The organism is Phaeobacter sp. SYSU ZJ3003 (assembly GCF_041300735.1).
In the GTDB taxonomy this organism is placed as follows: Bacteria; Pseudomonadota; Alphaproteobacteria; order Rhodobacterales; family Rhodobacteraceae; genus Phycobacter; species Phycobacter gallaeciensis_A.
Map to the genome: position 1 here is coordinate 125,061 of NZ_PXNU01000001.1, position 26,144 is coordinate 151,204.

General features: G+C 61.7%; 24 protein-coding genes and 1 tRNA gene. 15 read left to right on the forward strand and 10 right to left on the reverse strand.

Translation table 11 applies throughout. The features are described 5' to 3' along the window. Window positions 1-29 precede the first annotated feature (29 nt). From iaaH to C6W91_RS00595, 5 genes are read left to right on the forward strand one after another with little or no spacing between them, the layout of a single operon-like run. On the forward strand, window positions 30-1,412 hold the full coding sequence (iaaH, locus tag C6W91_RS00575) for an indoleacetamide hydrolase (RefSeq protein WP_274868824.1): 1,383 nt from the start codon (window positions 30-32) through the stop codon (window positions 1,410-1,412). A gap of 29 nt (window positions 1,413-1,441) precedes the next feature. Next, window positions 1,442-2,590: a substrate-binding domain-containing protein gene (locus C6W91_RS00580; RefSeq protein WP_274868826.1), complete on the forward strand. Its 1,149-nt coding sequence runs from the start codon at window positions 1,442-1,444 to the stop codon at window positions 2,588-2,590. A gap of 10 nt (window positions 2,591-2,600) precedes the next feature. Then, complete coding sequence (locus C6W91_RS00585; protein WP_274868828.1) at window positions 2,601-3,449, forward strand: branched-chain amino acid ABC transporter permease; 849 nt, start codon at window positions 2,601-2,603, stop codon at window positions 3,447-3,449. Further along, window positions 3,424-5,169 (forward strand): ATP-binding cassette domain-containing protein, encoded by a 1,746-nt coding sequence (locus C6W91_RS00590; RefSeq protein ID WP_274868830.1) that lies wholly within the window; start codon window positions 3,424-3,426, stop codon window positions 5,167-5,169. Before C6W91_RS00585 ends, C6W91_RS00590 begins: the two co-directional genes overlap by 26 nt. Further along, complete coding sequence (locus C6W91_RS00595; protein ID WP_274868831.1) at window positions 5,166-5,849, forward strand: ATP-binding cassette domain-containing protein; 684 nt, start codon at window positions 5,166-5,168, stop codon at window positions 5,847-5,849. The genes C6W91_RS00590 and C6W91_RS00595 overlap by 4 nt, the downstream gene beginning before the upstream one ends. Before the next feature lie 66 nt (window positions 5,850-5,915). On the opposite strand, the gene C6W91_RS00600 is transcribed toward C6W91_RS00595, so the two are convergent. Next, window positions 5,916-5,990 (reverse strand) — tRNA-Val (locus C6W91_RS00600). A gap of 117 nt (window positions 5,991-6,107) precedes the next feature. Continuing rightward, window positions 6,108-6,569 carry an Lrp/AsnC family transcriptional regulator gene (locus C6W91_RS00605; protein ID WP_370570389.1) on the reverse strand — a complete coding sequence of 154 codons (462 nt, stop codon included), beginning with the start codon at window positions 6,567-6,569 and terminating at the stop codon, window positions 6,108-6,110. Between the two features lie 132 nt (window positions 6,570-6,701). Here C6W91_RS00605 and C6W91_RS00610 point away from each other — a divergent pair, with 132 nt between their 5' ends. The 3 genes from C6W91_RS00610 to C6W91_RS00620 all read left to right on the forward strand — a co-directional run bounded on the left by C6W91_RS00610 (window position 6,702) and on the right by C6W91_RS00620 (window position 8,835). Next, window positions 6,702-7,754, forward strand: a complete 1,053-nt coding sequence (locus tag C6W91_RS00610) for a Glu/Leu/Phe/Val dehydrogenase (RefSeq protein ID WP_274868008.1) — start codon at window positions 6,702-6,704, stop codon at window positions 7,752-7,754. Window positions 7,755-8,012: 258 nt separating this feature from the next. Then, entirely contained in the window at window positions 8,013-8,270 is a 258-nt protein-coding gene (locus C6W91_RS00615; RefSeq protein WP_274828683.1) for a YjhX family toxin, read from the forward strand. A gap of 25 nt (window positions 8,271-8,295) precedes the next feature. Further along, window positions 8,296-8,835: a GNAT family N-acetyltransferase gene (locus C6W91_RS00620; protein ID WP_274868009.1), complete on the forward strand. Its 540-nt coding sequence runs from the start codon at window positions 8,296-8,298 to the stop codon at window positions 8,833-8,835. A gap of 67 nt (window positions 8,836-8,902) precedes the next feature. On the opposite strand, the gene lon is transcribed toward C6W91_RS00620, so the two are convergent. From lon to tgt, 3 genes are all read right to left on the reverse strand, one after another. Then, window positions 8,903-11,314: an endopeptidase La gene (gene lon / locus C6W91_RS00625; RefSeq protein WP_274868010.1), complete on the reverse strand. Its 2,412-nt coding sequence runs from the start codon at window positions 11,312-11,314 to the stop codon at window positions 8,903-8,905. Window positions 11,315-11,548: 234 nt separating this feature from the next. After that, on the reverse strand, window positions 11,549-12,208 hold the full coding sequence (locus tag C6W91_RS00630) for a hypothetical protein (RefSeq protein WP_274868011.1): 660 nt from the start codon (window positions 12,206-12,208) through the stop codon (window positions 11,549-11,551). 145 nt (window positions 12,209-12,353) lie between these two features. Continuing rightward, entirely contained in the window at window positions 12,354-13,484 is a 1,131-nt protein-coding gene (gene tgt, locus C6W91_RS00635) for a tRNA guanosine(34) transglycosylase Tgt (protein WP_274836779.1), read from the reverse strand. A gap of 69 nt (window positions 13,485-13,553) precedes the next feature. Here tgt and rimK point away from each other — a divergent pair, with 69 nt between their 5' ends. The 7 genes from rimK (at window position 13,554) to tpiA (ending at window position 19,424) form a co-directional block, all read left to right on the forward strand. Then, window positions 13,554-14,966, forward strand: a complete 1,413-nt coding sequence (rimK, locus tag C6W91_RS00640) for a 30S ribosomal protein S6--L-glutamate ligase (RefSeq protein ID WP_274831893.1) — start codon at window positions 13,554-13,556, stop codon at window positions 14,964-14,966. An 82-nt stretch (window positions 14,967-15,048) separates the two neighbouring features. Continuing rightward, window positions 15,049-15,939: an SPFH domain-containing protein gene (locus tag C6W91_RS00645; protein WP_274868012.1), complete on the forward strand. Its 891-nt coding sequence runs from the start codon at window positions 15,049-15,051 to the stop codon at window positions 15,937-15,939. Then, entirely contained in the window at window positions 15,939-16,220 is a 282-nt protein-coding gene (locus C6W91_RS00650; protein ID WP_065273206.1) for an NfeD family protein, read from the forward strand. The genes C6W91_RS00645 and C6W91_RS00650 overlap by 1 nt, the downstream gene beginning before the upstream one ends. A 113-nt stretch (window positions 16,221-16,333) precedes the next feature. Next, window positions 16,334-16,696, forward strand: a complete 363-nt coding sequence (locus C6W91_RS00655; RefSeq protein WP_065273205.1) for an SUF system Fe-S cluster assembly protein — start codon at window positions 16,334-16,336, stop codon at window positions 16,694-16,696. A 103-nt stretch (window positions 16,697-16,799) separates the two neighbouring features. Further along, window positions 16,800-18,038, forward strand: coding sequence for a glycerophosphodiester phosphodiesterase family protein (locus tag C6W91_RS00660; RefSeq protein WP_370570390.1), 1,239 nt, complete (start codon window positions 16,800-16,802; stop codon window positions 18,036-18,038). A gap of 112 nt (window positions 18,039-18,150) precedes the next feature. Further along, on the forward strand, window positions 18,151-18,510 hold the full coding sequence (locus tag C6W91_RS00665; RefSeq protein WP_274836777.1) for an iron-sulfur cluster assembly accessory protein: 360 nt from the start codon (window positions 18,151-18,153) through the stop codon (window positions 18,508-18,510). Between the two features lie 161 nt (window positions 18,511-18,671). Next, window positions 18,672-19,424 carry a triose-phosphate isomerase gene (gene tpiA, locus C6W91_RS00670; protein WP_274868013.1) on the forward strand — a complete coding sequence of 251 codons (753 nt, stop codon included), beginning with the start codon at window positions 18,672-18,674 and terminating at the stop codon, window positions 19,422-19,424. Window positions 19,425-19,587: 163 nt separating this feature from the next. Here the strand turns inward: tpiA and C6W91_RS00675 are convergent, their stop codons facing one another. The 5 genes from C6W91_RS00675 to C6W91_RS00695 form a co-directional block, all read right to left on the reverse strand. Next, on the reverse strand, window positions 19,588-21,006 hold the full coding sequence (locus tag C6W91_RS00675; protein ID WP_274833635.1) for a TRAP transporter large permease: 1,419 nt from the start codon (window positions 21,004-21,006) through the stop codon (window positions 19,588-19,590). Beyond that, a complete protein-coding gene (locus tag C6W91_RS00680) occupies window positions 21,006-21,698 on the reverse strand; it encodes a TRAP transporter small permease (protein WP_065273801.1) in 693 nt (230 codons plus the stop codon). Before C6W91_RS00680 ends, C6W91_RS00675 begins: the two co-directional genes overlap by 1 nt. A gap of 111 nt (window positions 21,699-21,809) precedes the next feature. After that, window positions 21,810-22,811: a DctP family TRAP transporter solute-binding subunit gene (locus C6W91_RS00685; protein ID WP_274868015.1), complete on the reverse strand. Its 1,002-nt coding sequence runs from the start codon at window positions 22,809-22,811 to the stop codon at window positions 21,810-21,812. A gap of 265 nt (window positions 22,812-23,076) precedes the next feature. Then, a complete protein-coding gene (locus C6W91_RS00690; protein ID WP_274868017.1) occupies window positions 23,077-24,318 on the reverse strand; it encodes a sigma-54 dependent transcriptional regulator in 1,242 nt (413 codons plus the stop codon). After that, the gene (locus C6W91_RS00695; protein ID WP_274868018.1) at window positions 24,315-26,081 is read right to left on the reverse strand and encodes an ATP-binding protein; all 1,767 of its coding nucleotides are present in this window, start codon (window positions 26,079-26,081) and stop codon (window positions 24,315-24,317) included. Before C6W91_RS00695 ends, C6W91_RS00690 begins: the two co-directional genes overlap by 4 nt. Between the last annotated feature and the right edge of the window lie 63 nt (window positions 26,082-26,144).

Genomic DNA, 26,144 nt, shown 5'->3' on the forward strand with positions numbered 1-26,144 from the left:
CCTGTTTCCCAACCATCAGGGAGACAGGAATGACGCTGGATTTGGAACGTTTGGACGCCGTTGCAACGGTCGCTGCGCTCAAGGAAGGATCGGTTTCACCGGCGGCCTATGCCGAAGCCCTGGCAGAGCGGGCCGCGAAACACGCCGATCTGAATGCGCTGCAAAGTTTCGATGCCGGGCAGGTTGTCCAGGCGGCGGCCGCAGCCTTTGAAGCCCACCCGGAGGCGGCGCTGGCCGGGCTGCCCATCGTGGCCAAGGACAATATCAACACAACGGCCTATCCGACCTCCGGCGGTACCAAGGCGCTATTAAGGCATACTCCGGCCACCGATGCCGGTGTTGTGCAGCGCATCACCAAGGCGGGCGGCTTCATCGGCGCCAAGGCGGGGATGCACGAGCTCGCCTTCGGGATCACTTCGAACAATGCGGTCACCGGCGCGGTGCACAATCCGGCGGATCCCGGCCTGATCGCCGGCGGCTCCTCCGGCGGCACCGCTGCCGCTGTTGCAGCCGGGATCTTCCCGGCGGGTCTCGGCACGGATACGGGCGGCTCCTGCCGCATTCCTGCAGCACTGTGCGGAGTGATTGGTTTCCGCCCGACCACCGGGCGCTATGACAGCGATGGCGTCGTGCCGATCTCCCACACCCGCGACACCGTCGGCACCCTGGCCCGCAGCACCCGCGACATCGCCCTCTTCGATGGAGTCCTATCCGGAGATGATGCCGCGCTCGCGGAGCTTGCGATGACCGATGTCACGCTGGGCGTGCCCCGGAACATGTTCTATGACAACCTCGATCCGGTGGTTGCCGCAGCGGTCGAGGCGCAGCTTTCGGTGCTGTCGGCAGCGGGAGCTAAGCTTGTCGACGTCGATTTCGATGGCATCTGGCCACACAACGAAGCCTTCAGCTTCCCGGTCGTTTTCTACGAGGTCATGCGTGACCTTCCTGCCTATCTGGCCGAACACGCGCCAGAGGTTTCCTTTGAAACACTCATCAAGGGCATCGGATCCCCTGATGTGGCAGGCGCCATCGGCAGTCAGCTGGGGGACGAGGCGATGCCGGAAGCCGCCTACCGGGCTGCGATGGATGTGCACCGCCCCGCGATGCGGCAGATCTACGGCAAGGTCTTCGAAGACAACGGATTGGACGCGATTGTCTTTCCGACCACCCCCCTGCCCGCACGGCCCATCGGTGAGGACGAAACCGTTAATTTGAACGGTGACCAATGCCCCACCTTCCCCACCTACATCCGCAATACCGACCTTGGATCGAATATCGGCGCCCCCGGCATCTCGCTTCCGTGCCCCGTTTCCTCGGGCCTTCCGGTCGGCATCGAGTTTGACGGCCTGCCCGGTAAGGACCGTGCACTGCTCGCTTTGGCGCGGGCCGCAGAAAAATCAATGGCGCGATAGACGCCGACATCCACACAGGGAGAATAAAAATGCTGAAAGCAAGAACCAAACTTTTTGCCAGCGCTGCGGTGGCGCTGGCCCTTGGGACGGTCTCTGCCGCCGCCGATATCAAGGTGGGCGTGCTGGTGCCGGATTCTGGCCCGGCAGGCCTGTTTGGCCCTTCCACCCGCAACTCGGCCACATTGGCGGCCGAGCAGATCAACGCGGCCGGTGGCATCAACGGCGAGGCAATCGAACTGGTCTTCGCCGATGTCGGCGTGCCCCCGGCCGAGGCTGCACAGGCCGCATTGCGCCTCTGGAAGGGCGAAGGCGCGCAAGCCTTTGTCGGCATGCATGATTCCGCAGTGCGCGAAGCGCTGATCGGGCGTTTCAACGGGCAAGTTCCCTATGTCTACACCCCTGTATACGAAGGCAACTCCTGCGCGCCCGGCCTATATGTCACTGGCGAAACCCCCAGCCAGCAGCTGGCACCGGTGATCCCCTATCTGGCAGAAAAGGAAGGCGCGTCGAAATGGTATCTGATCGGCCATGATTACAACTGGCCGCGCGGCACAAATGCGCTCGCGAAGAACTATATCGCCGAGGCAGGCGGTGAAGTGGTGGGCGAAGAATACGTGCCTTTCACGGTTTCTGAATTCGACTCCTCGCTGCAACGCATCAAGGAAAGCGGCGCCGACGCCATTCTGATCACGTTGGTCGGGGGCGGGTCCGTCGGCTTCAACGTCAGCTTTGCGGGGTTTGGTCTGGATGAGCAGGCCCTCCGCCTTGGTACATTGATCGAGGAAAACACCCTTGCGGGCATCGGCGCAGAGAACGCGGACCGGCTTTTCTCCTCTTCGGGATACTTTGCCTCCATCGACTCAGACGCTGCGGTTTCCTTTGCAGCGGATTACACGGCAGCCTTCGGGGCGGATGCACCGGCTCTGAATGGCCTTGGTCAGTCCGCTTATGAAGGGCTGATGCTGCTGGCCGCGCTCGCGAACAAGGCGGGCAGCCTTGACGTTGCCGCGATGGATGCCGCCGCCGAAGGTACCACATGGAGCACGCCCCGCGGTGAAAACACACTGACCGGACGCCATATGGCGCAGACGATCTATCTCGCCGATGGCAGCGGCGGCACCTTCGACATCGTTGCCTCCTTCGACAAGGTGGCCTCCTCCGAAGCCTGCGCGGACTGAGCCTGCGCCCATGTCCTCCGTTCTTGTCCTCAACCTTGCCTGGCAGATCAGCACCCTGGCGCTGGTCGCCTTGGGGCTGGCCATCGTGTTTGGCAAGCTTCAGATCATGAATATGGCACATGGGGAATTCGTAATGATCGGGGCCTATGCCCCGGTCATCACTTCCTCGCTGGGTCTGCCTGCATGGCTGCAGGTTCCGGTTTGCCTGCTGACCGTTGCCCTGGTGGCCTTCGTGCTTGAGCGCACGATCATCCGTCATCTCTATGGACGAATGTTCGACAGCCTGCTGGCCACCTGGGGCATCGCCATCCTGCTCCGCGAAGCGGTGGAGCTGATCTTTGGACGGGGCTATCAATCCGTCACCCCGCCCATCAGCGGCACGATCAGTGTTCTTGGCGCCGACTACCCTGCCTATCGCATTGCCGTCATCCTTGGCATTCTCGCAGGTTTTGTCGCGCTGTTCTGGTGGAACAGCCGCTCCAAGGTCGCCACCCGGATCAAGGCGATGGTCGGCAATCCGGACCTGGCCGAGGCTGTGGGCATCAATACCGCCCGGCTGTCGGCTGGCGCTTTTATCTTCGGCTGCTGCACCGCCGGGCTGGCCGGGTTGATCCTGGCGCCCACCATCCGGATCGAGCCGATGATGGGGCTCGATTACCTGATCCGCTCGTTCTTTGCCCTTGTGGTCGGCGGTCTTGGCTCCCTCGAAGGGCTGGGCATCGGCGCGGGCATTATCGCGGGAACGCAATCCGTCCTCGGGGCCGTTGCCAATCAGACCTATGGCTATCTGGCTGTTCTCACTCTTTCCATTCTCTTTCTCTGGCTGAAACCTGATGGTATCCGTTCTTCTTCCCGTTAGCCTGCTTCTGGCAGTGCTTCTCCTGATCCCCGAGGTGTTCGGCGACTTCACGGCCTACCAGATCGGGCTGTACCTGATCTATGGCATCGCAGCGCAAGGCATCGGCTACCTCTGGGGCAAGACCGGGGTGCTACCGCTGGGGCAGGCACTGTTCTTCGGATTTGCCGCCTATGTCACGGCCAGCACCCTGCGCACCGGAAACGGACTCGGCATCGACCTCCTCCTGGCCGTCACCGTATTGGCCGCCATCGCCGTGTTTGCTTTCCTTCTGGCCACGCTGATCTTTCGCGGTCGGAAGGAAAGCGGTCCATACTTTTCACTGATCACACTCGCCTTGGTGATGATCGCCGAACAGATCGCCGGAACCGCCACGCCGCTCACCGGCGGCTTCAACGGGATGAGTGGGTTTCCCAGCCTCGGCAATCTCGATCCCTTCGGAAGCTTTTACTACGTCATCGTGGCAGCCACAGTGTTGGTCAGCCTGTTGCTGTTCATCCTGAACCGACTTCCGGTCAACCTGATCGCCAAGGCCGTGGCCGACAACGAACCGCGCCTGCAACTGCTAGGATTTCCGACCCATGTCATCAAAGGCGCAGCCTTTGCTTTCTCTGCCGCCATTGCGGCCCTGGCCGGGGGGCTTTTTGCTTCGCATCAGGGGATCGTGACGCCCACCTCGATGGGGTTCGGCCTCTCCGCTGAAATGGTAATCCTGACCGCTGTGGGCGGCCGGTTTCACGTGCTTGGCCCGCTGATCGGAGCCGTCATCGTCGGCTGGGCCTCAGCCGAGCTGCGCGACAGTTTCCCCTATTGGGAATTATTGATGGCCTTGGCTTTCATTCTAGTGGTGCTGAAGGCCCCCGGCGGCATCGCGGAGCTACTGGAAGCCGCATACCGGCGCATCCGGCCCGCAACGCCCGGCAGGCGCGCGCCCTCCATCGCGGCTCCGCCAAGCAAACCGACCGACGCCCCAGGCGCGCTGCGATTTGACGATGTTCATCTACAGATCGGTGTCGTCCGAATCCTGAACGGCGTGACCTTTGAAACGCCCTCGACCGGCATCATCAGCGTTATCGGGCCAAATGGCGCGGGCAAGACCAGCACGCTCAACGCGATCACCGGCAACCTGCAGATCACCGGCGGCAGCATTGCATTGGGGACGCGCAACATTCACGCGCGCCCTCCTTACAAGGCGCTGCGCAGCGGCATTGGCCGCAAGTTGCAGGTGCCCTCCGTGTTCTTTTCCATGAACGTTTCAGAAAACCTGGCGCTTGCCATGATGGCCAACCGGGCACGGCTGGTGGATCTGCTGCGCCCCGCGACCCTGCACTGGCGATCCGAATCGCTGACGGAACTTTTAAAACGCCCCGCGGTGCCTCTGCAGGAAGATCTGGTCGCGCCGGTCGCACATCTGCCACAAGGCCACCGTCAGTTTCTGGAATACGCCATGACCATCGCATCTGAGCCTCGGGTATTGCTGCTGGACGAACCCTGTGCAGGGCTTTCCCCGGATGAAACGGCGCTAATGACCGAACTTGTGCGGACATATCAGGCACAAACCGGCGGTCTGGTCATCGTCATCGAACACGACATGAGCATCGTTCAGGCGATCTCGGACAAGGTTCTGGTCCTGCACCTGGGGCAGGTGCTCGCCTTTGACAGCTTCGACAAGGTGCGCAGCAATCCCGAGGTTCAGGCCGTCTATGCGGGAGGCACCAAATGACCTCGCTTCTGGAAATCGACAATCTGACCGGCGGCTACCGGGACACCCATGTTCTGTTCAACGTCTCGGCCCGGATCGAAGCAGGCAGCGTTCTAGGGGTCTTTGGCCGGAACGGTGTTGGCAAGACCACCCTTGCGCGGCTTGTGCAGGGCAGCCTGATTGCGGGGGCTGGTGATATCCGGCTGGAAGGGCGTTCTGTCGCCTCACGTCCTTCGCATGCCCGGCGCAAACGCGGCATCGGTTACATGCCCCAGACATCGATGGTGTTCGACGATCTGACGGTCAGGGAGAACCTGACCCTCGGCAGCAACCGGGAGGGACCGGAGAGGTATTTCGACCGCTTCCCAAGGCTGGCAGAACGGCTGGACCAGCCCGCAGGCACCATGTCCGGCGGTGAGCGGAAAATCCTGGCCTTTGTCCGCGCTATGATCGAGGACACAAAAGTGATTGTCCTTGATGAACCCTCCGAGGGCGTTCAGCCGGAAAACATCGCCCATATGGCGGAGTGCCTGATGGACCGAGCGAAAGCCGGGGCCGGTATTCTGTTGTGCGAACAAAACCTCAGCTTTCTGACCGGTATTTCCGATTGGTATCTCGGCCTAGACGCCGGAACGGTGGTTCTGGACAAACCCGCAAACGAGGTCTCCATAGAGCGATTACGTTCGATATTAAGCCTATAACCGAGACTAAGATCGGAGTTCCTTGCGCGCGCCAACACTCAAACGAGTAAATTTGAAAAGAGGGAATGGTGGGTGATAAGAGATTTGAACTCCTGACATCTTCGATGTGAACGAAGCGCTCTACCACTGAGCTAATCACCCGTGGGATCGGGTATTACCGTCAGGATCACCGCTCTGCAAGAGGGGGATATGAAGATTTTCACCGGTCTGCTTCTTTTTCCGGTTTCCTTTTTTCACATCCCTCCTGCACTGGCCGCCTCAGCCAGGTCCGCCGGGCAGCACATCGCGGCGGATCATGGTGCGCAGGGTGAAGCTGGACCGCGTATTGCGGATCCCCGGCACCCGCATCAACTGCTCTTCCAGAAAGCGGTCGAAATCCGTCAGATCCTGCGCCACCACCCGCAGCAGGATATCGCGACTGCCAGTCATCAGGTAGCACTCCATCACTTGATCGAACTGGCGCACGCCATTTTCAAAGGCCTGCAGCGCGTCCTTCGACTGGCGCTCCAGCTCAACAGCGACAAAAATGGTGACGGCCAGCCCGACCTTGGCCTGATCAACCCGCGCGGAATAGCCGGTAATGATCCCGGCTTCTTCCAGCATCGACACCCGCCGGGCGCAGGGCGTAGGCGACAGGCCGACCTCTTCTGAGAGCTGAGCCAGCTTCATGCGACCGTCCCGCTGCAGCGCGGTGACAATCCTGCGATCAATGGCGTGCATAGTGATTTCCTCCATTATTTAGCGCCATTTTAGCAAATTACTCCAAAACCAACCACTCCTGAGGGCATTTTTGGAAAATTCCCGAAGCCCATACCCGGTATCTTGGTGCCGTTAGTTCAGGAGCCTGTCAGTATGACCCTCACCAAAATCGCCTCTCCCGGTCACGAAGAAATCTACCGTGTCGACGATCCCGCCGTCGGTCTGACCGGCTTCATCGCCATCCATTCAACCGAGGCCGGACCGGCCGCTGGCGGGCTGCGGATGCGCGCCTATGCCACTGCGGATGAGGCGCTGGAGGATGTTCGGCGGCTGAGCGAGGGCATGACCTACAAGAACGCCGCGGCGGGCCTGCCGCTGGGCGGCGGCAAGGCGGTGATCATCGGCGACCCGACAACAAGCAAGACGCCAGAGATGCTGCGCGCCTTTGGCCGTGCCATCGACAGCCTGAACGGCCGCTACATCACCGCCGAGGATATGGGCATGAGCCCTGCCGACATGGCGCTGCTGGCCGATGAAACGCCCTATGTCGCCGGGCTTGCCAATGGGGAGTTTGCCAGCGGCGATCCCTCCCCCATCACCGCGCGCGGCATCTTCAACGCCATCCGCACCGCCCGGGCGCACAAGGCCGGCAGCGCCGATCTGCAGGGCGTCACGGTGGCGGTGCAGGGGCTGGGTCATGTAGGCTGGTACCTGTGCCAGTTCCTGAATGACGCGGGCGCCGGTCTGATCGTCACGGATGTCGATCCCCAGCGCATCGAACGCGCGGTCGCGGAATTCGGCGCCCGCCCGGTTGCCATCAACAAGATCTGCACCGTGCAGGCGGATATTTTTGCCCCCTGTGCCATTGGCGGCATCCTCAATGCCGAGACCATTCCCCTGTTGCAGGTCGGGATCGTCGCTGGCGGCGCCAACAATCAACTCGCCACCCCCGAGGACGGTCAGGCCCTGCACAAACGCGGCATCCTTTATGCGCCCGATTTCATCGCCAATGGCGGCGGCATCATCAATGTGGCAACCGAGATCCTGAAAATCGCGGATCGCGAATCTTATGTGGCTGAGAAGCTCACGGCGCTGGATGCGACCATGGCCGAGGTGCTGAACCAGGCGCGTCAGAAGGACATCAGCCCGGATGCCGTGGCCATTGCCACCGTGCGGGCGAAGATGGCGCAGGCCGCAGCGGCCTGAGCCCAGCCCCCATCGAATACAGAAATGCAACAGCGGCAGCCGCCACTTGGCGCTGCCGCTTGTCAGCGCGGGATTGCCTCCCTATCTAAGGCAGAAGACGTGAGGCTGGCGCCTCATGCATTGGAGATTTTATGCAAGAGACCCGGGCATAAGCCCGTTCCCGGCACAGCACATCGGGAACGCAGGACGCAACAAGGACACTCACGGCATCGGCTGAGTGACCTTTTTCCTTGCACTCTCATAAAATCGAGACTTCCGTTGAATATCTCAAAACACGAGCAACGCGTGTTGCACGAGCTCGCCCTTGGCGGCAGCATCCATCATGAACGCAGTGAAAACGGCAAGATCCGCAGTATCACCTGCTACACGCGCGAGGGGAACGTTCTGTCGGACTGCACCCTTGGCGTCTTTCAGCGCCTGCACAAACGCCGTTTCATCCAATCGCGCGACGGCAAACCCTATCGCGCCTCGCGACTGGGTATCAAAGCCGTACGCGCGCAGCTGAACCAACGATAACATCATGACATCAAAGGAGCAGACCATGGAATTTGTGTCAGGCCACAAGGGGCGAACAGCAGAGATCACCGACCTGTTCGCCGCCTCCTTCACCGCGTCTGAAGGCGCCGACGAAGGGCAAACCATCGCTGGGCTGGTGCGCGCCCTGCTCACCACGGTGGCAGAGGAGGATTTGTTTGTCTTCTCCGTGCTAGAGGGCGGCGCGGTGGTTGCCAGCATCCTGTTCACGCGGATGCGCTATGATCAGGACGACCGGGTGGTTTTTCTGCTGTCCCCGGTTGCGGTTGCGCCGGGGCAGCAGGGCAAGGGCACCGGTCAGGCGCTTCTGCGCCATGGCCTCAGCCAGCTGAAAAGGCATGGCGTTGATATCGTGCTGACCTATGGCGATATCAATTTCTACGCCAAGGTCGGGTTCAGGCAGATCACCCAGCACGAAGCGGCGGCGCCCATGCCTCTGTCCTACCCGCACGGATGGCTGGGCCAATCGCTGACCGGGGAAGCCTTCGCGCCGCTGATCGGCCCCGCCTCCTGCGCCGCGCCCTTCCGAAATCCGGAGTATTGGTAAGCCCCAGCCCTAAAAAGAAAAAGGCGGCCCGAGCGGGCCGCCTTTCCTGTCTTACTGCTACCGGCACTTAATGCGCGGTGGGGGCTGCCGATGCGGATTTCGCCTCCAGCGCGGCCTGGGCAGCGGCGGCCTCTTCGGCCTCCTCGTCCCATTCGATCGGCTCAGGGCTGCCCACCAGTGCGTGTTTCAGCACTTCGGACACGTGGCTCACCGTGATGATCTCCAGACCTTCCTTCACGTTGTCGGGAATATCCGGCAGATCCTTGGCGTTTTCCTCGGGGATCAGCACCGTCTTGATGCCACCGCGCAGGGCTGCCAGCAGTTTTTCCTTGAGCCCGCCGATGGCCAGCGCATTGCCACGCAGAGTGACTTCGCCGGTCATGGCGATGTCCTTGCGCACCGGGATCCCGGTCAGCACCGACACGATGGAGGTCACCATGGCCAGACCCGCCGACGGGCCGTCCTTGGGCGTGGCGCCTTCGGGCACGTGCACGTGGATGTCCCACTTGTCGAACTTGGGCGGCTTGATCCCCAGCTGCGGCGCAACCGAGCGTACATAGCTGGAAGCAGCCTCGATCGACTCCTTCATCACGTCGCCCAGCTTACCGGTGGTCTTCATGCGACCCTTGCCCGGCAGGCGCAGCGCCTCGATGGAGAGAAGCTCACCACCCACCGAGGTATAGGCCAGACCGGTCACGACACCGACCTGATCTTCCTTTTCAGCAAGACCAAAGCGGTATTTCGGCACGCCCAGGAATTCGTCGAGGTTGGCATGGGTGACCTTGACGCTCTCGGCTTCCTTCTTGACGATCTTGGTCAGCGATTTTCGCGCCACCTTGGCGATTTCACGCTCCAGGTTCCGCACGCCCGCCTCGCGGGTGTAGGTGCGGATGATGTCGGTCAGCGCCTCATCCGTCAGTTCGAATTCCTTGGCCTTGAGGCCGTGGTTCTTCACCTGCTTGGACACGAGGTGCTGCTTGGCGATTTCGCGCTTTTCGTCCTCGGTGTAGCCCGACAGCGGAATGATCTCCATCCGGTCCAGAAGCGGGCCCGGCATGTTATAGCTGTTGGACGTGGTCAGGAACATCACGTTCGACAGATCATATTCCACCTCCAGATAGTGATCCACAAAGGTGGAGTTCTGTTCCGGATCAAGCACTTCCAGCATCGCCGAGGCCGGGTCGCCACGGAAATCCTGGCCCATCTTGTCGATCTCATCGAGCAGGATCAGCGGATTGGTGGTTTTCGCCTTCTTCAGCGCCTGGATGATCTTGCCCGGCATCGAGCCGATATATGTCCGGCGGTGACCGCGGATCTCACTCTCGTCGCGCACGCCGCCAAGGCTGATGCGGATGAACTCGCGTCCCGTCGCCTTGGCAACCGATTTGCCAAGCGAGGTCTTACCCACACCCGGAGGGCCAACGAGGCACAGGATCGGCCCCTTCAGCTTGGCCGAGCGCTGCTGCACGGCAAGGTATTCGACGATGCGTTCCTTGACCTTCTCAAGGCCATAGTGGTCTTGATCGAGGATATCCTGAGCACGGTTGAGGTCTTTCTTGACGCGGGATTTGGTGCCCCATGGGATCGACAGCATCCAGTCCAGATAGTTGCGCACAACCGTGGCCTCGGCCGACATGGGCGACATGTTCTTGAGCTTCTTCAGCTCGGCATCGGCCTTTTCGCGGGCTTCCTTGGACAGCTTGGTCTCGGCGATTTTCTCTTCCAGTTCGGCCACTTCGCCCGAACCTTCCTCGCCATCGCCCAGCTCCTTCTGAATGGCCTTCATCTGCTCATTCAGATAATACTCTCGCTGGGTCTTCTCCATCTGGGATTTGACGCGGGTCTTGATCTTCTTCTCAACCTGCAGGACGGACATTTCGCCCTGCATCAGGCCATAGACCTTTTCCAAACGTTCGCTGACCGACAGAGTTTCCAGAAGCTCCTGTTTGCGGTCCACCTCGATACCCAGGTGACCGGCAACAAGATCCGCCAGCTTGGCGGGCTCGGTGGTCTCGCCAACTGCGCTCAGCGCTTCTTCGGGGATGTTCTTGCGCACTTTTGCGTAGCGTTCGAATTCATCACCAACGGTGCGCACCAGCGCCTCGGTGGTGGTGACGTCGCCGGGCATCTGGTTCAGCAGTTCGGCGCGGGCTTCGAAATAGCTGTCGTTTTCCAGGAAATCGGTGATCTTGACGCGGGTCTGGCCCTCGACCAGCACCTTGACGGTGCCATCGGGCAGCTTCAGCAGCTGCAGCACATTGGCCAGCACGCCGACGCGGTAGATGCCATCGCTTTCCGGATCGTCCTCAGAGGGGTCGATCTGGCTGGACAGCAGGATCTGTTTGTCATCGGCCATCACCTCTTCCAGGGCGCGTACCGATTTCTCCCGGCCGACAAACAGCGGCACGATCATGTGCGGGAACACCACGATGTCACGCAGCGGCAGCACGGGATAGGAAGAATTGAGTGGCTCTTGCATACTCGGTCCTTTTCTTTGGCAAGACGTCCAGGCCCCAGGTAGCGGCAGCCGCAGGCGTCTCCTCTTTGATCTGTTATCTGGTGCGGTTCAGCATGTATTTCAACCGCAGCGCCTCAATCTTTGCGCTCACATTGCCCCTGCAGGGCGGCGACCACAAGGGCGCAAATGCAGGAAGGGTGAGCAAATGGTGAAGGGGGCTGCGAGCTGCCCCCGGTTTGGGCCATGCGGGTCAATTCAGCGTCGCATCAGGGTGATGAATCCCCGCTCCATCCGCCCGCCCGGCCCGGTTTCAGTATAGGTTCCGCTCATCCGTGTTTCATCGATCAGGAACAAACGCACCTCCTGCCGCAAGACCTCTCCGGTACCGGTTGGACGCTCGGCCAGCAGGGTCAGCCTGAACAGTTGATCGGCGCCGCAGGGCAGCGGCCCCAGAGACACCTCATCCAGGAACACCTCGGCATCATCCGGCAGATCGCCGCGGCCGACGCTTTCGGCGCGCAGCCCCGTGCCGGGCGTTAGTGGGCCCCGGTCCTGTACAGAGATCCCAATAAGCCCCAGCACCGGTGAATCCGCCACCAGCCTGCCATTGCGAAACCGCAGCGACAGGGTATCGCCGCTGCGTTGCGGCAGCGGTACCATCTCGATGCGCCCGCCGACAGCCGTCGACATTTCTCCCGGGCCTTTTTGAACGATCCACTGGCCGCGCAGCCCGGCAGAGCCACCTTTGACCAGATCCTCTAGCGGAATGCTGCAACCGTTAAGGCGCGGCGCCTTGAAGAAACTTGATGCCTCTGCCAGCGATCCTGGCGTGGTGTTATCCTGTGTCGCCTGCGCCTGAGCTGCCATCGAGCCACCCATCAAGGCCGCAAAAGCCAGCGCCAGATACCACCTCATCACCATTCTCCCCTTTTGGCGGGAAACTAGCAAAAAGGTCTTCACAACTGGTGAACAAGGCATAAACGGTCGCCACGCAGGTACAGGGCAATCAGCCACCGCCTCTTACCCGGAAAAGGGTGGTCAGCGGTTTTATACTCCCCGATTACACCGGCTCGATATCACCCTCAGCGCGGGTGTCGTGGAAGTCCTTCTGCCAGGCCTCGAAGGTCCCCGCCGCAATCGCATCGCGCATGCCCTGCATGATCTCCTGAAAGTAATGCAGGTTGTGCCAGGTCAGCAGCATGCCCGAAATCATCTCGTTGGCGCGGAACACATGGTGCAGGTAAGCGCGGCAATAGTTCGAACAGGCCGGGCAGCTGCACTCTTCATCCAGCGGGCGCGGGTCGTCGGCGTGGCGCGCGTTCTTGATGTTGACCACGCCGCGGCGGGTAAAGACCTGCCCGGTCCGGCCGGATCGCGACGGCAACACGCAATCCATCATATCGATGCCGCGCGCCACGGCGCCGACGATATCGTCGGGCTTGCCCACCCCCATCAGGTAGCGCGGCTTGTCCTGCGGCAGCATGTCCGGCGCGTAGTCAAGGCAGCCGAACATCGCTTCCTGCCCCTCGCCCACCGCAAGGCCACCCACCGCGTAGCCATCAAAGCCGATGTCGGTCAGCGCCTTGGCGCTTTCCTCGCGAAGGTCCTGTTCCAGCCCGCCCTGCATGATCCCGAACAGGGCATGACCGGGCCGGTCGCCAAACGCGTCCTTGGACCGCTCGGCCCAGCGCATCGACAGGCGCATCGACTCGGCAATGCGGTCGCGGTCCGCAGGCAACGCCGGGCATTCGTCGAAACACATCACGATATCGCTGCCCAAGAGCCGCTGGATCTCCATCGAGCGCTCTGGCGTCAGCTCGTGCCGGGAGCCGTCGATATGGCTTTTGAAGGTCACGCCCTTCTCGGTCAGCTTGCGAAGGCCCGCCAGCGACATCACCTGAAACCCGCCCGAGTCGGTCAGGATCGGACGCTGCCAGTTCATGAACTTATGAAGGCCACCCAGCCGGTCGATCCGCTCAGCCGTTGGACGCAGCATCAGGTGGTAGGTATTGCCCAGCAGGATGTCAGCGCCGGTGGCGCGCACGCTTTCCGGCATCATCGCCTTGACCGTCGCAGCGGTGCCAACGGGCATGAAGGCAGGCGTGCGAATGTCACCGCGCGGCGTCTGGATCACACCGGTGCGTGCTTTTCCGTCCTGCGCTTTCATTTCAAACTTGAAAAGCTCTGACATTTCGACTTCCTGCGTTAGTTCTGTCATCTGACGACCATAAGATTCCCCTAATGCCAAGGAGCCAAGCGCATGTCCACAGACGAGCACGCCGCAAAACTGACCCTGGGTTGGGAGGAATGGGTAAGCCTGCCGGGGCTTGGCCTGCCCGCAATGAAGGCCAAGGTCGACACCGGCGCCCGCACCTCTGCCTTGCATGCCACTGAAATCGAAACCTTCGGACCGGCTGCCGCCCCCAAGGTACGCTTTACCGTCCACCCCGTGCCGGGGCAGGAAGGGCTGCGGATCCCCTGCTCTGCCGATATTATCGACCGGCGTGAGGTGACCTCCTCCAATGGCGAAAGCGAAATGCGCTATGTCATCTCGACCGATCTGGTGGTCGATGGCCACAGCTGGCCCATCGAAGTCACCCTCACCGACCGCAGCGGTATGACACTGCATATGCTTCTGGGCCGTCAGGCGCTGGGAGAGAACGTCGCGGTGGCACCTTCGGAACGGTTCTGCCAACCGGAACTGGACTATTCGGTCTATGCCTCGAAAAACATCCGCAAGGCCGCGCCGAACCGGGTGCTGCGCATTGCTGTACTCAGCCGCGAGGATAATTTCTCCACCCGCCGACTGGTGGAAGAAGGCGAAAAACGAGGCCACACCGTCGAGGTCATCGACACCACACGCTGCTACATGGACATCAACGCGCTGGCGCCCGAAGTGCACTACGACGGCAAGCGCCTGCCCCGCTATGACGCGGTGATCCCGCGCATCGGCGCCTCGATCACCCAGTATGGTACCGCCGTGCTGCGCCAGTTCGAGACCCTTGGCACCTTTTGCGTCAATGGCAGCGCTGGCATCACCGCAAGTCGCGACAAGCTGCACGCCCATCAGGTACTGGCACGTCAGAAGATCGGCATGCCCGAAACCGCCTTTGCCGCCTCGCCCAAGGATACAAAGAACCTGATCGACATCGTCGGAGGTGCCCCCCTGATCGTGAAACTGCTGGAAAGCACCCAGGGTAAAGGCGTGGTGCTGGCCGAAACCAAGAAGGCCGCCGAATCCGTGATCACCGCCTTTCGCGGGCTCAAGGCAAACTTCCTGGTGCAGCAATTCGTGAAAGAGGCCAATGGCGAGGATATCCGCTGTCTGGTGGTCGGTTCCAAAGTGGTTGCGGCGATGAAACGCTCGGGCGCCGAGGGTGACTTCCGCTCCAATCTACATCTTGGCGGCAGCGCCGTGTCGGTCCGGATCAGCAAGGAAGAACGCGCCACAGCCGTCAAGGCAGCCAAGGCATTCGGGCTCAACGTTGCCGGTGTCGACCTTCTGCGCTCGGAAAACGGGCCAAAGGTGCTGGAGGTCAATTCCTCGCCCGGGCTGGAAGGTATCGAGCGGACCTCGAAGAAAAACATTGCCGGGCTGATCTATGACGAGATCGAAGACCACGTGCGCCCCGCCCCCCTGCGGGTGCGCAAACAGGCGACGGCGCGCAAGTGATCCCACTGGCGGCGGCAGGGCTTGACCGCGCGCCGCCGCCACCCGATCTTGGTTCCATACCTTTCAGACAGGATTTCCAGTTATGAACGAAGATCAGATTACCGCCCTCTTGTCCGGCAGCCTGCTTTACATTCTCGGGGCGATCTTCCTGATCGTCGTCATTCTCAAAGGCGTCCGGATCGTTCCGCAGTCGGAAAAATTTGTCGTCGAACGTTTTGGCCGCCTGAAGTCGGTGCTTGGCCCCGGCATCAATTTCATCGTGCCCTTTCTGGATGCGGTCCGTCACAAGGTGTCGATCCTTGAACGGCAACTGCCGAACGCCAGCCAGGATGCGATCACTCGCGACAACGTGCTGGTAGAGATCGATACGTCGGTATTCTACCGCATCCTGGAGCCGGAAAAGACAGTCTACCGCATCCGGGATGTAGATGGTGCCATCGCCACCACCGTCGCCGGGATTGTTCGCGCTGAAATCGGCAAGATGGATCTGGATGAGGTGCAATCCAACCGCTCGCAGCTGATTGGCGAGATCAAGCGCAGCGTCGAAAGCGCCGTGGATGACTGGGGGATTGAAGTGACGCGCGCCGAGATCCTTGACGTGAACCTCGATCAGGCCACCCGCGATGCGATGCTGCAGCAGCTCAATGCCGAACGCGCGCGCCGGGCGCAGGTGACCGAGGCGGAAGGTAAGAAACGCGCTGTGGAACTCGCCGCCGATGCAGAGCTGTATTCCGCCGAACAAACCGCCAAGGCCCGCCGCATTCAGGCCGATGCCGAAGCCTATGCGACCGGTGTCGTGGCCAAGGCGATTGCCGAAAACGGGCTGGAGGCGGCGCAGTATCAGGTGGCACTGAAACAGGTGGAGGCGCTCAACACCCTTGGCGCGGGCACTGGCAGCCAGACCATCGTGGTTCCGGCGCAGGCGCTCGAAGCCTTTGGCAATGCCTTCAAGATGCTGAAAGGAAACAAGTGATGGCCGCTCCCTTCTGGGCACTCTGGTGGGTCTGGTGCGCTGCGGCGCTGGTGCTTGGTATTCTGGAGGTGCTGGCGCCGGGCTTTGTCTTCCTGGGCTTTGCCATCGGCGCCCTTGGCGTCGGGGTACTGCTTCTTGCGATGGGCAGCGGCACCTTTGGCCTGCCTGTGCTGGTCTTCCTCTTTGCGGCGATATCGCTCATCGCCTGGCTTGTCCTGCGCCGCGCCTTTGCCCTGCCCCGCGGGCAGGTGAAGACCTTTGACACGGATATCAACGACTAGTCAAAAATCGCCTCTGCCATCTGCACCAGCGCGCAACTTCCCTGCGGTCCAAGACTGGACGCCGCTTGCCCTGTTCCCTATATAAACGGTCGGATAACCAGTCAGGGACCGATATGACCAACGCTTCCGAACCTCTTGAAGGGGCGCCGCTGATCGCGCCGTCTTCTGTTTCCCACCCGCTTTACGATGCGGTGGCAGACGCATGCCGTAGCGTCTATGACCCTGAAATCCCGGTCAATATCTACGAGCTGGGCCTGATCTACACCATCGACATCAACGAAGAAAATGACGTCAAGATCATCATGACCCTGACCGCACCGGGCTGCCCGGTTGCTGGTGAGATGCCGGGCTGGATCGTCGATGCGATCTCGCCCGTACCCGGCGTTAAATCCGTCGATGTCGAACTGACCTGGGAGCCGCCCTGGGGCATGGAGATGATGTCGGACGAGGCGCGCCTGGAACTTGGGTTCATGTAATCCCTGCCCCGTGCATCATCACAATAGTTTCATGGGATCGCGGCGCGGGTGTTACCCGGCGCCGCGATTTTTGTTTCAAACCTGATTTTTCCGGAGAATCCCTTTGCGCCTTTCCTTTTCCCTGTCGGCCCTTACCCTGCCCGGCCTACTCCTGTCGCTTGCCGCCACTTCTGCTGTCGCCGGAACCGCCCTGACCTATGGCCCTCGCCCGGCCTATCTGGTCGACAAACTGCCCGCGGGCGCGCTGAAGGACCGGCTGCAGTCCTGCGCCGCGCAGGTGCCGCAGCGCACGGAATTCTCCATCGGCCATCGCGGCGCACCGCTGCTCTTTCCCGAACACACCGTCGAAAGCAATATGGCCGCCGCGCAGATGGGCGCCGGGATCCTTGAGTGCGATGTGACCTTTACCAAGGATTTGCAGCTGGTCTGCCGCCACGCCCAGAACGATCTTCACACCACCACCGATATCCTGACCAGCGATCTGGCCGACACCTGCATCACCCCCTTCACCCCCGCAGGCGGCGGCGCGGACGCCAAGGCCGAGTGCCGCACCTCGGAGATCACGCTGGAAGAGTTCCGCAGCCTGACTCCCAAGATGGACAGCCGCGACAAGACGGCCACGACTGCTGAGGCCTATCAGGGCGGCGTCGCCCCATGGCGCAGCACGCTCTATGTGGATGGCGCGCGCAGCATGACCCACGCTGAGTCCATCGCTCTGTTCCGCAGCCTTGGCGCCAAGTTCACGCCCGAGCTGAAGGCCCCCGCGGTGAAGATGCCCTTCAAAGGTTTCACGCAGGAAGACTACGCGCAGAAGCTGGTGGAAGAGTACAAATCCGCGATCGTGCCAGCATCGGATGTCTGGCTGCAAAGTTTCGATCTCAGCGATGTTCTATATTGGATCGAGAACGAGCCGGAGTTCGGCGCGCAGGCGGTGTACCTCGATGACCGCTATTCCAAATCCGATGCCGATGAAGGCAAGGTGGATCCGTCCAACCCCGCGAGTTTCAAGCCGAGCATGCAGGAGCTGGCAGATATGGGGGTTAACTATATCGCACCGCCGATCTGGATGCTGCTGGCGCTGGAGGACGGGAAGATCGTGCCCTCCCCCTATGCCATCAAGGCGCGCGAGGCGGGGCTCAAGATCATCGCCTGGTCGATGGAGCGCTCTGGGCCGCTGACAAATGGCGGCGGCTGGTATTACCGGTCGGTGAAACCGGCGATCTCGGATGCCTCGGCCTATTATCAGGTGTTGGACGTTCTGGCGCAGGATGTGGGCGTCTCCGGTGTCTTTTCCGACTGGCCTGCAACGGTGACCTATTACGCCAACTGCATGGGACTGTAGACAAAAAAACCGCCACCGCACAGGCACCTGTGCATCGCATCTGCCACCGCCCCCTTGAGCCTGCCGCCGCAGGACCCTAGATTGAGGGTAACGCGCGAAACTGGAGACTTTCATGTTCGGTATCCCCGGCAAACAGGCTGTAACCATCACCCCGAAGGCTGCGGCGCAGATTTCAAAGCTGATGCAGAATGCGGGCCACGCGGGCCTGCGCATCGGCGTGAAAAAAGGCGGCTGCGCCGGCATGGAATACACCATGGAATACGTCGATGACGCCGATCCCAACGACGAGGTCGTGGAACAGGACGGCGCCCGGGTGATGATCGCACCGATGGCACAGATGTTCCTGTTTGGCACCGAGATCGACTATGAAACCACGCTGCTGGAAAGCGGGTTCAAGTTCAACAACCCCAACGTCGCCGAGGCCTGCGGTTGCGGCGAGTCGATCAGCTTCAAGGATATACCCGGCGCCTGAACTCAGACGACTGATCACCATAGATTACGGCATTCATTGCATGGGGCGGCTTCGGTCGCCCTTTTGTGTTTCCAATGGCCACGCCAGCGGCGTCTTGCACAATTGCTCCCTCTGACGCGGGGTGCTACCACCACGCCACAGAACAACAAGGGAAGCGACACATGCGGCGGAAACTGGCGGCGGGAAACTGGAAAATGAACGGCACCGGGGCAGAGCTGGTCGAGCTTGCTGCGCTGGCTGAAGGCCATCCGGCGCCGGATGGCACCGACATCCTGATCTGCCCGCCCGCAACGCTGCTGTCGCGCGCAGCGGACACCACCCGCGGCGGACCGGTACAAATCGGCGGTCAGGACTGCCACGCCGCGGCCTCGGGCGCGCATACCGGCGATCTGAGCGCCGCGATGCTGCTGGATGCAGGTGCAAGCGCGGTGATCCTGGGCCACTCTGAACGCCGCGCCGATCACGGTGAAACCGACGCCATCGTCCTTGCCAAGGCCGAAGCCGCCATGGCCGCTGGCCTGCTGGCCGTGGTCTGCCTTGGCGAGACGCTGGAAGAGCGCGAAGCGGGCAAGACCCTTTCGGTCGTCGGCACACAGCTGGCCGGTTCGGTGCCGGAGGGCGCCAGCGGCGCCACGCTGGTCGTCGCTTATGAACCGGTCTGGGCCATCGGCACCGGCAAGGTCCCGACGCTGGAGCAGATCGGCGAGGTGCACGATTTCCTGCGCGCCGAACTGACCAATCGCTTTGGCGCCGAGACCGCCGAAGGCATTCGCCTGCTTTACGGTGGCTCGGTGAAACCCGGCAATGCGGCCGAGATCTTCGCCGTGTCGAACGTGGACGGCGCCCTTGTTGGCGGCGCCAGCCTGACCGCCGCGGATTTCTCTCCGATCATCTCGGCTTTGGAGAACGCCTGACCAAGAGGCGCGGCCTCACAAGTGAATGACAAGCCCGGCTCTGACGCAGAGCTGGGCTTTTTTACGGCCTTTGCTTCTAGTCTCGCAGACGAAAATGGCGCCCCGATCTCCCGGGGCGCCCTCACTCGTACCAACTCTTACACAACTCGGTACTCGTGAATCTCTAGTTCGTTATAATCTCCGGCCCCATCAGCGCATTCGGGATCATCGTGCTGAGCCATGGGATGTAGGTTACCATGATCAGGAAGACGAAGAGCACCGCCAGGAACGGCAGGGCCGCCCGGACCACCGCCATCATCGGCATGCCCGCAACCCCGGAGGTGACAAAGAGGTTCAGGCCAACCGGCGGGGTGATCATGCCGATCTCCATGTTGACCACCATGATGATGCCCAGATGGATCGGGTCGATGCCCAGCTCGATTGCGATCGGGAACACCAGCGGCGCAACGATCACCAACAGGCCCGACGGCTCCATGAACTGACCGCCGATCAGCAGGATCACGTTCACAACAATCAGGAACATCACCGGGCCAAAGCCCGCCGACAGCATGGCATTGGCGATATGCTGCGGCACCTGCTCGTCGGTTAGTACGTGTTTCAAGATCAGCGCGTTGGCGATCACGAACATCAGCGTCACGGTCAGCTTGCCCGCATCGAACAGCGCCCGTTTGGTGTCCTTGTGGAACCAGACCGATAGCAGCGCAAGTGGCGCCTGCAGGACGGTGCGGCGCGGGCGCACCTCGGTTCCCGCCAGCGGTCCCATGTCGCGATAGACAAAGGTTGCCACCAGGAAAGCATAGACGGATGCCACGGCGGCCGCTTCGGTCGGCGTGAAGATCGCGCCTTCCTTGTAAAGCCCCAGTTCAGGCGAATACCACGGGTAGCCATAGATACCGACCATGATGATCACGATCAGGAACAGGCCCCAGAACGCCTCGCGGAAAGAGGCACCGACCTCGGCCCAGCCCGCCCAGTCGCCCTTGGGCATGTTCTTGATCCGGGCGATGACGTAGATCGTCACCATCAGCATCACCCCGGCCAAAAGGCCCGGAATGATACCGGCAAGGAACATCCGTCCGACCGAAACGTCGACCGAGGCCGCATAGACGACCATCACGATAGAGGGCGGGATCAAGATGCCAAGCGTACCCGCGTTACAGATCACACCGGCGGCGAACTCCTTGGAATAGCCCGCTTGGCGCATTGCTGCGATCACGATGGAGCCGATGGCCACCACGGTCGCCGGAGAAGACCCGGACAGCGCTGCGAACATCATGCAGGCAAAGACGCCAGCGATCGCCAGACCGCCCTGAAAATGGCCGACGCAGGCAATCGAGAACCGGATGATCCGCTGCGCCACACCGCCGGTCGACATGAAGGTCGAGGCGAGAATGAAGAACGGAATGGCCAAGAGGGTGAAATGGCCTTCGAAGGCTTCGAACAATGTGCCGGCGACCGAGGCCAGCGAACTGTCCGAATAGACCAGCAGAAACAGGGTGGAGCTGAGGCCCAGCGAGACGGAGATCGGCACGCCGATCAGCATCAGGCCAACCACCATGGCAAAAAGCAGAACGACGTCCATCAGTTTTCTCCCCCCGTCTTTTCTCCGGTGGCGCGGGCGCGGGCCTCGTCCAACTCGTCCTCAACCTCGTGGCTGGCCACCAGCCGGTCGGCCTCACCGCGCCAGATGCGCAGGGCAGCCTGCACAAAGCGGATCACAAGCAGCAGCATCGACAGCGGCAGGATCAAATACGGCACCACCTTGGGCAGTTTTTCGTAGGAATCGCCGTAGTTGATCAGATCCTCCAGAAACCGGAAGATCCCCACCATCGGCACATCCTGAACCTCGTAAAAGCTTTGGCTGCGGGCCTTCATATCCAGCCCGGTCGGGAACCAGCGCCCCGAGGTCGGCGGCAGATCCGCAAACACCGCCCAGTAATCATAGGCGCCTTTCAGCAACAGCAGCGAAAACAGCAGGCAGGCGCCAACCGCGATCAGCCCCACAACGCGACGTGCAGGCGGCGCAAGCGTGTTGACGATGGCATCCACCCCCAGGTGCGCATGCGTCTTGACCGCGTAAGACGCCCCCAGCAGCACCAGCCAGGCAAAAAGGAACACCGTCAGTTCCAGCGCCCAGAGGATATTGGAGTTGAACACGAAACGCGCCACCACATTGGCAAAGGTGATCACTGTCATCAGCCCCAACAGCAGCGCGATCAGCGTTTCTTCCAGCGTATTGATGACCCCGGCCGGGCCGGTTCTTGCCCCCGACATGCCAGTCTCCCCTGCTATGTTGATAAAATGGTGCAAGCGGCGGATCCCCACGCCGCCTGCAAAACGGGGCGCAGCACTCATCCTTGGATGGCGCGCCCCGGGGTGCGGCTATCAGAAGCCTGCGTTGATCGCCTGTGCGGCGTCGATCTTGTCCTGACCCACGTCACCGGCGAACTGCGCCCAGACGGGTTTCATGGTGTCGACCCAGGACTGGCGCTGCTCGGCCGAAAGCTGACGCACGGTGCCACCGGCATCAATGATCGCCTGCTTGGCTGCTGCGTTGACCTTGGCCGATTCAGAGTTCCGCGCTTCGGTCACTTCCGACAGGATGGTCAGGAACTGGTCGCGTACTTCCGGCTCCAGGCTGTCCAGCCAGTCCACCGAGGTCACCACCAGATAGTCGATGATGCCGTGGTTGGTTTCGGTGATCCCGTCCTGCACTTCGAAGAACTTCTTGCCGTAGATGTTGGACCAGGTGTTTTCCTGACCATCGACAACACCCTGCTGCAGAGCGCCGTAGACTTCGGAGAAGGCCATTTTCTGCGGGCTGCCACCGATCGCTTCCATCTGCGCGACCAGCACGTCCGAGGACTGCACGCGGAACTTCAGACCATTGGCGTCGGTCGGCTCGACCAGCGGTTTGTTGGCCGACATCTGCTTCATGCCATTGTGCCAGTAAGCCAGGCCCTGCAGGCCGCGGCGCTGCATCGAATCCAACATCGCCTGACCGTTTTCAGACGCCTGGAAGGCGTCAACCGCATCGATGTTCTTGAACATGAACGGCAGGTCGAACAGGCGGAACTGTTTGGTGAATTTTTCGAACTTGGACAGCGACGGTGCGGCCAGCTGCACGTCACCCTGCAGCATCGCTTCAAGCACCTTGTTGTCATTGTAGAGGGTCGAGTTCGGATAGACCTCAAGGCACATGGTGCCGTTCATCTCTTCGTTGACACGCTTTTCCAGCAGCGTCGCGGCAATCCCCTTGGGGTGCTTGTCGGTGTTGGTGACGTGGCTGAACTTGACGACGATCTCGCCTTCGTCACAGGCCGCCTGAACGGCACCAGCGGATACGGTCATCGCCAGAGCGGCGGCGGTAGCAGTCAGGAACTTCATAATAGTCCTCCCAGATTTCTCTCCATAGCCTGTGCGCAATGCACAAGCCCCGCCGAAAGGATCGCGAATCGCACTGCCCCGCTCAAGAATTGAGTCGTGATTCGGCTGATTTTGATTTTTTTATAAATTTTTCAGACAGATGCGTGGCGCCCAGTTCTCGAGCGCAGGCGCCTAAATTGTAGGCTGTGCGAAAACCCGCACAGGGATCAGCGCGAGGTGTGCGGATTTCCGCACAGCCGTAACGCCATCTTTTCAACCACTGGAATCACGCGTCAGATGCGCGGCGATAGTCCTCGGGGCGGATACCATATCGGGCCAGTTTGTCGTAAAAGGTCTTACGCGGCAGCTTCAGCGCCGCCGCCGCCGCCGAAGCGCGCCCGTTCTGGCGCCCCAGAGCCGCGATCAGCAAGGACCGTTCCACCTGCGCCATCTGTTCCGCCAGCCCCAGACCAGAGCCGACCGAGACCTCCTCGGGCATGCCAAGCACGAACCGCATGGCCGCCGACATCAGTGAGCGGGCATTGCCAGGCCAGTCCTGCGCCATCAGCATCGCCAGATGCTCCTGGCTGATCTCGGGCGCTGCGATGCCCGCCTGCTCTGCCGCCTGGGCCACGTAATGACGAAACAGAACCGGGATATCCTCGGGCCGTTCAGCCAGCGATGGAATGCGCACCCGCATGCCATCCAAGCGATAAAACAGGTCAGCATTGAAGGCACCGCTGGTGGCAAGCTGCGCCAGATCGCTGGTGGTCCCTGCGATCACCCGGGCGGCGACGCCCTGCTCCAGCCGTTCCAGAACCGCGTATTGCACCGCGTCGGCCATGGCCGGGATTTCATCCAGAAACAACGACCCGCCCGCCGCATCCTGGCACAGCGCATCAAAGGCTTCGATGGTCATCCCGGCGGCGGGCCGTTTGACGAAGGCGCCCTGCGCCCGCGGTGACATCAGGTGGATGACTTCAGCGACCTTGGAAACGCCACTGCCCGCCGGACCTGTCACCAAAACCTCGGCTCCGGTGGGCGCCACTGCGCGCACCCGCGTCCTGAGCTGTTCTGCCTGCGGGGAGGTGCCGAAAAGCATCCGCGCCGCCGGATCGCCCGCCTCCAGCTGGCGTTTCAGGCGTCTGTTTTCCAGCACCAGCGCCCGGGTCTTGCGCGCCCGCTCCAGCACCGCAAGAAGATCCCCCGGGGCGCAGGGCTTTTCCAGAAAATCAAAGGCGCCCTCGGACATCGCCCGCACGGCCATCGGGATGTCGCCTTCGCCTGTCAGTAGGATAACCGGCAGTTCGGCGTCGATCTCATGCGCATAGGTCAAAAGATGAAACCCGTCCCGCCCCGGCATACGAATGTCCGACAGGATCACCCCATCGAATTCGGGAGTGATCAGATCCTTGGCCGCCACGAAAGAGCCAGCTGTCACCGCCTCCAGGTCGTTCAGCTCAAGCGTCTGCGACAGCGCCTCGCGCACCGCCGCGTCATCATCCACGAGCAGTACCCGCCGGGTCATGCAGCTTCTTCCTCGCTCCAGGGGTCAAGTTCGACGGTAAAGACCGCACCATCGCTGCTGTTGCAGCCGCGGATGTGGCCGCCGAAACTTTGCACCAACCCGTAAGAGATCGACAGCCCAAGGCCAAGCCCCTCGGCGCTGCCCACCGCCTTGGTAGAATAGAAGGGTTCGAACATCTTTTCCGGCTCCTTGATGCCCGGGCCGATGTCACGGACATGAACGCGCAGCCGCGCGCCGGTTTGCTGTGACGGCCATTCCAGCGCGATGCGGATCGCCCGCTGGTCCTGCTCCATCATGGCGTCGGCGGCGTTATTGATCAGGTTTACAAAAACCTGCGTCAGCCGCACCTCGCCGCCCCAGGCGTAGACCGGACCGGATGGCGCTGCCCAATCGAGCGTCACATGGTCCGTTTCCAGCCGCGCCGTAGTCAGTTCCACCGCCGCATTGATCACCTGCACCAGATCAACCCGCGCCATCGGTTCGCTTTCGTTGCGGGCAAAGGCCCGCAGGTTCTTGATGATCCGCGCCATGCGCTCGGCCATGCTCGAAATCCGGGTCAGATTTTCCGCCGCCCGCTCGGGCTTTTCCCGCTCAAGAAAGGCGGCGCCGTTTTCGGCATATTGCTGAATGGCCATCAGCGGCTGGTTCAGCTCGTGACTGATGCCCGCAGACATCTGCCCCAGCGCCGATAGTTTCCCGGCCTGAACCAGGTCTTCCTGCGCCTGTTTCAGCGCCGCTTCGGCCTCTTGTCGTTCATGGACCTCGCGGCGCAGCTGAGTGTTGATCACCTGCAGGGCCTGGGTGCGGGCCTCGACCCGGGTTTCCAGAATGACATTGGCCCGGGCCAGCGTTCGGCGCCGCTCGGTCGCCAAAAACAGCAGTGTGCCGAAGGCAAGACACACCGCCGTCAGAGCCGCCGCCTGCAAGGCTGCGATACGCCGCGCCGGGGCGACATCCACCAGAATCTCTCCACGCATACCGATGACCGGCAGGTCCACCGTCAGGTGCAGCGCCTGCTGCGGCAGGTAGGAGCTGCCGGACATCTGCCAGACCTCGTGCCCGCCGTGATTTTCGACCGCGAAGGAAACCGGATCGCCTCCCTCGGCCGCGCTGCCCGGCAGCCGTTCGGTCCGGCGCCAGAACAGCAATTCCGGCCGATTGGAGATGAACACTTCCTCGTTGCGGTTGGTGAAAAAGACCGCCGGCAGGGAACCGCGCCAGGTCTGCTCCACATCCTCTACATCGGCCACGACCACCAGCGCCCCCAGCACGCCGCCGCCGGGCGCAAAGCTGGGCGCGGCATAGAAATAGGCTCGCCGTCCTTCGGGCAGCAGCACCGCCTGACCGGTGCCAAGCGCGCCCTGCATGGCACGTTTGAAATAGGGTTGATCGGCCACCGAGCCTCCGGCGACCCCTTCGGCAAAGGCCAGAACCCGCCCCGAACGGTCTGCATAGAACACGTCGAGCGCCGCCGTCTTGTCCGCCACCTCGCGCAGACGCCGTGCTGCCTCTTGCTGCCCCGCCGCCGTATCCAGCCCGTCCAGCACCGGATGATCCGCCGTCAGAACAGCCAGTTCCTGATAGATCTGCAACTGCGTGCTGACCCGATCCGACGCCAATGCCAGATCCGCCGCGCTGCGCTCTGCCAGCGAGTCCAGCGCCTGCCGGTACCCATAGATCCAGACCGCAGCCGCCAGCCCTGCGACTGCACATGCAAATCCCAGCAATAGGCCCCAGCGCTGCCACATGGTTTGTTTGATCATTGATACTGCCTCATGCAGGCCAGACTATGAAACTCACCTTGCATTGACCAGCCGCCATGGCAA

Bases quoted from the DNA above. Each gene is read 5' to 3' on its own strand.
- iaaH (WP_274868824.1), top strand. From the start codon at position 30: ATGACGCTGGATTTGGAACGTTTGGACGCCGTTGCAACGGTCGCTGCG.
- C6W91_RS00580 (WP_274868826.1), top strand. From the start codon at position 1,442: ATGCTGAAAGCAAGAACCAAACTTTTTGCCAGCGCTGCGGTGGCGCTG.
- C6W91_RS00585 (WP_274868828.1), top strand. From the start codon at position 2,601: ATGTCCTCCGTTCTTGTCCTCAACCTTGCCTGGCAGATCAGCACCCTG.
- C6W91_RS00590 (WP_274868830.1), top strand. From the start codon at position 3,424: ATGGTATCCGTTCTTCTTCCCGTTAGCCTGCTTCTGGCAGTGCTTCTC.
- C6W91_RS00595 (WP_274868831.1), top strand. From the start codon at position 5,166: ATGACCTCGCTTCTGGAAATCGACAATCTGACCGGCGGCTACCGGGAC.
- C6W91_RS00605 (WP_370570389.1), bottom strand. From the start codon at position 6,569: ATGCACGCCATTGATCGCAGGATTGTCACCGCGCTGCAGCGGGACGGT.
- C6W91_RS00610 (WP_274868008.1), top strand. From the start codon at position 6,702: ATGACCCTCACCAAAATCGCCTCTCCCGGTCACGAAGAAATCTACCGT.
- C6W91_RS00620 (WP_274868009.1), top strand. From the start codon at position 8,296: ATGGAATTTGTGTCAGGCCACAAGGGGCGAACAGCAGAGATCACCGAC.
- lon (WP_274868010.1), bottom strand. From the start codon at position 11,314: ATGCAAGAGCCACTCAATTCTTCCTATCCCGTGCTGCCGCTGCGTGAC.
- C6W91_RS00630 (WP_274868011.1), bottom strand. From the start codon at position 12,208: ATGAGGTGGTATCTGGCGCTGGCTTTTGCGGCCTTGATGGGTGGCTCG.
- tgt (WP_274836779.1), bottom strand. From the start codon at position 13,484: ATGTCAGAGCTTTTCAAGTTTGAAATGAAAGCGCAGGACGGAAAAGCA.
- rimK (WP_274831893.1), top strand. From the start codon at position 13,554: ATGTCCACAGACGAGCACGCCGCAAAACTGACCCTGGGTTGGGAGGAA.
- C6W91_RS00645 (WP_274868012.1), top strand. From the start codon at position 15,049: ATGAACGAAGATCAGATTACCGCCCTCTTGTCCGGCAGCCTGCTTTAC.
- C6W91_RS00650 (WP_065273206.1), top strand. From the start codon at position 15,939: ATGGCCGCTCCCTTCTGGGCACTCTGGTGGGTCTGGTGCGCTGCGGCG.
- C6W91_RS00655 (WP_065273205.1), top strand. From the start codon at position 16,334: ATGACCAACGCTTCCGAACCTCTTGAAGGGGCGCCGCTGATCGCGCCG.
- C6W91_RS00665 (WP_274836777.1), top strand. From the start codon at position 18,151: ATGTTCGGTATCCCCGGCAAACAGGCTGTAACCATCACCCCGAAGGCT.
- tpiA (WP_274868013.1), top strand. From the start codon at position 18,672: ATGCGGCGGAAACTGGCGGCGGGAAACTGGAAAATGAACGGCACCGGG.
- C6W91_RS00675 (WP_274833635.1), bottom strand. From the start codon at position 21,006: ATGGACGTCGTTCTGCTTTTTGCCATGGTGGTTGGCCTGATGCTGATC.
- C6W91_RS00680 (WP_065273801.1), bottom strand. From the start codon at position 21,698: ATGTCGGGGGCAAGAACCGGCCCGGCCGGGGTCATCAATACGCTGGAA.
- C6W91_RS00685 (WP_274868015.1), bottom strand. From the start codon at position 22,811: ATGAAGTTCCTGACTGCTACCGCCGCCGCTCTGGCGATGACCGTATCC.
- C6W91_RS00690 (WP_274868017.1), bottom strand. From the start codon at position 24,318: ATGACCCGGCGGGTACTGCTCGTGGATGATGACGCGGCGGTGCGCGAG.
- C6W91_RS00695 (WP_274868018.1), bottom strand. From the start codon at position 26,081: ATGATCAAACAAACCATGTGGCAGCGCTGGGGCCTATTGCTGGGATTT.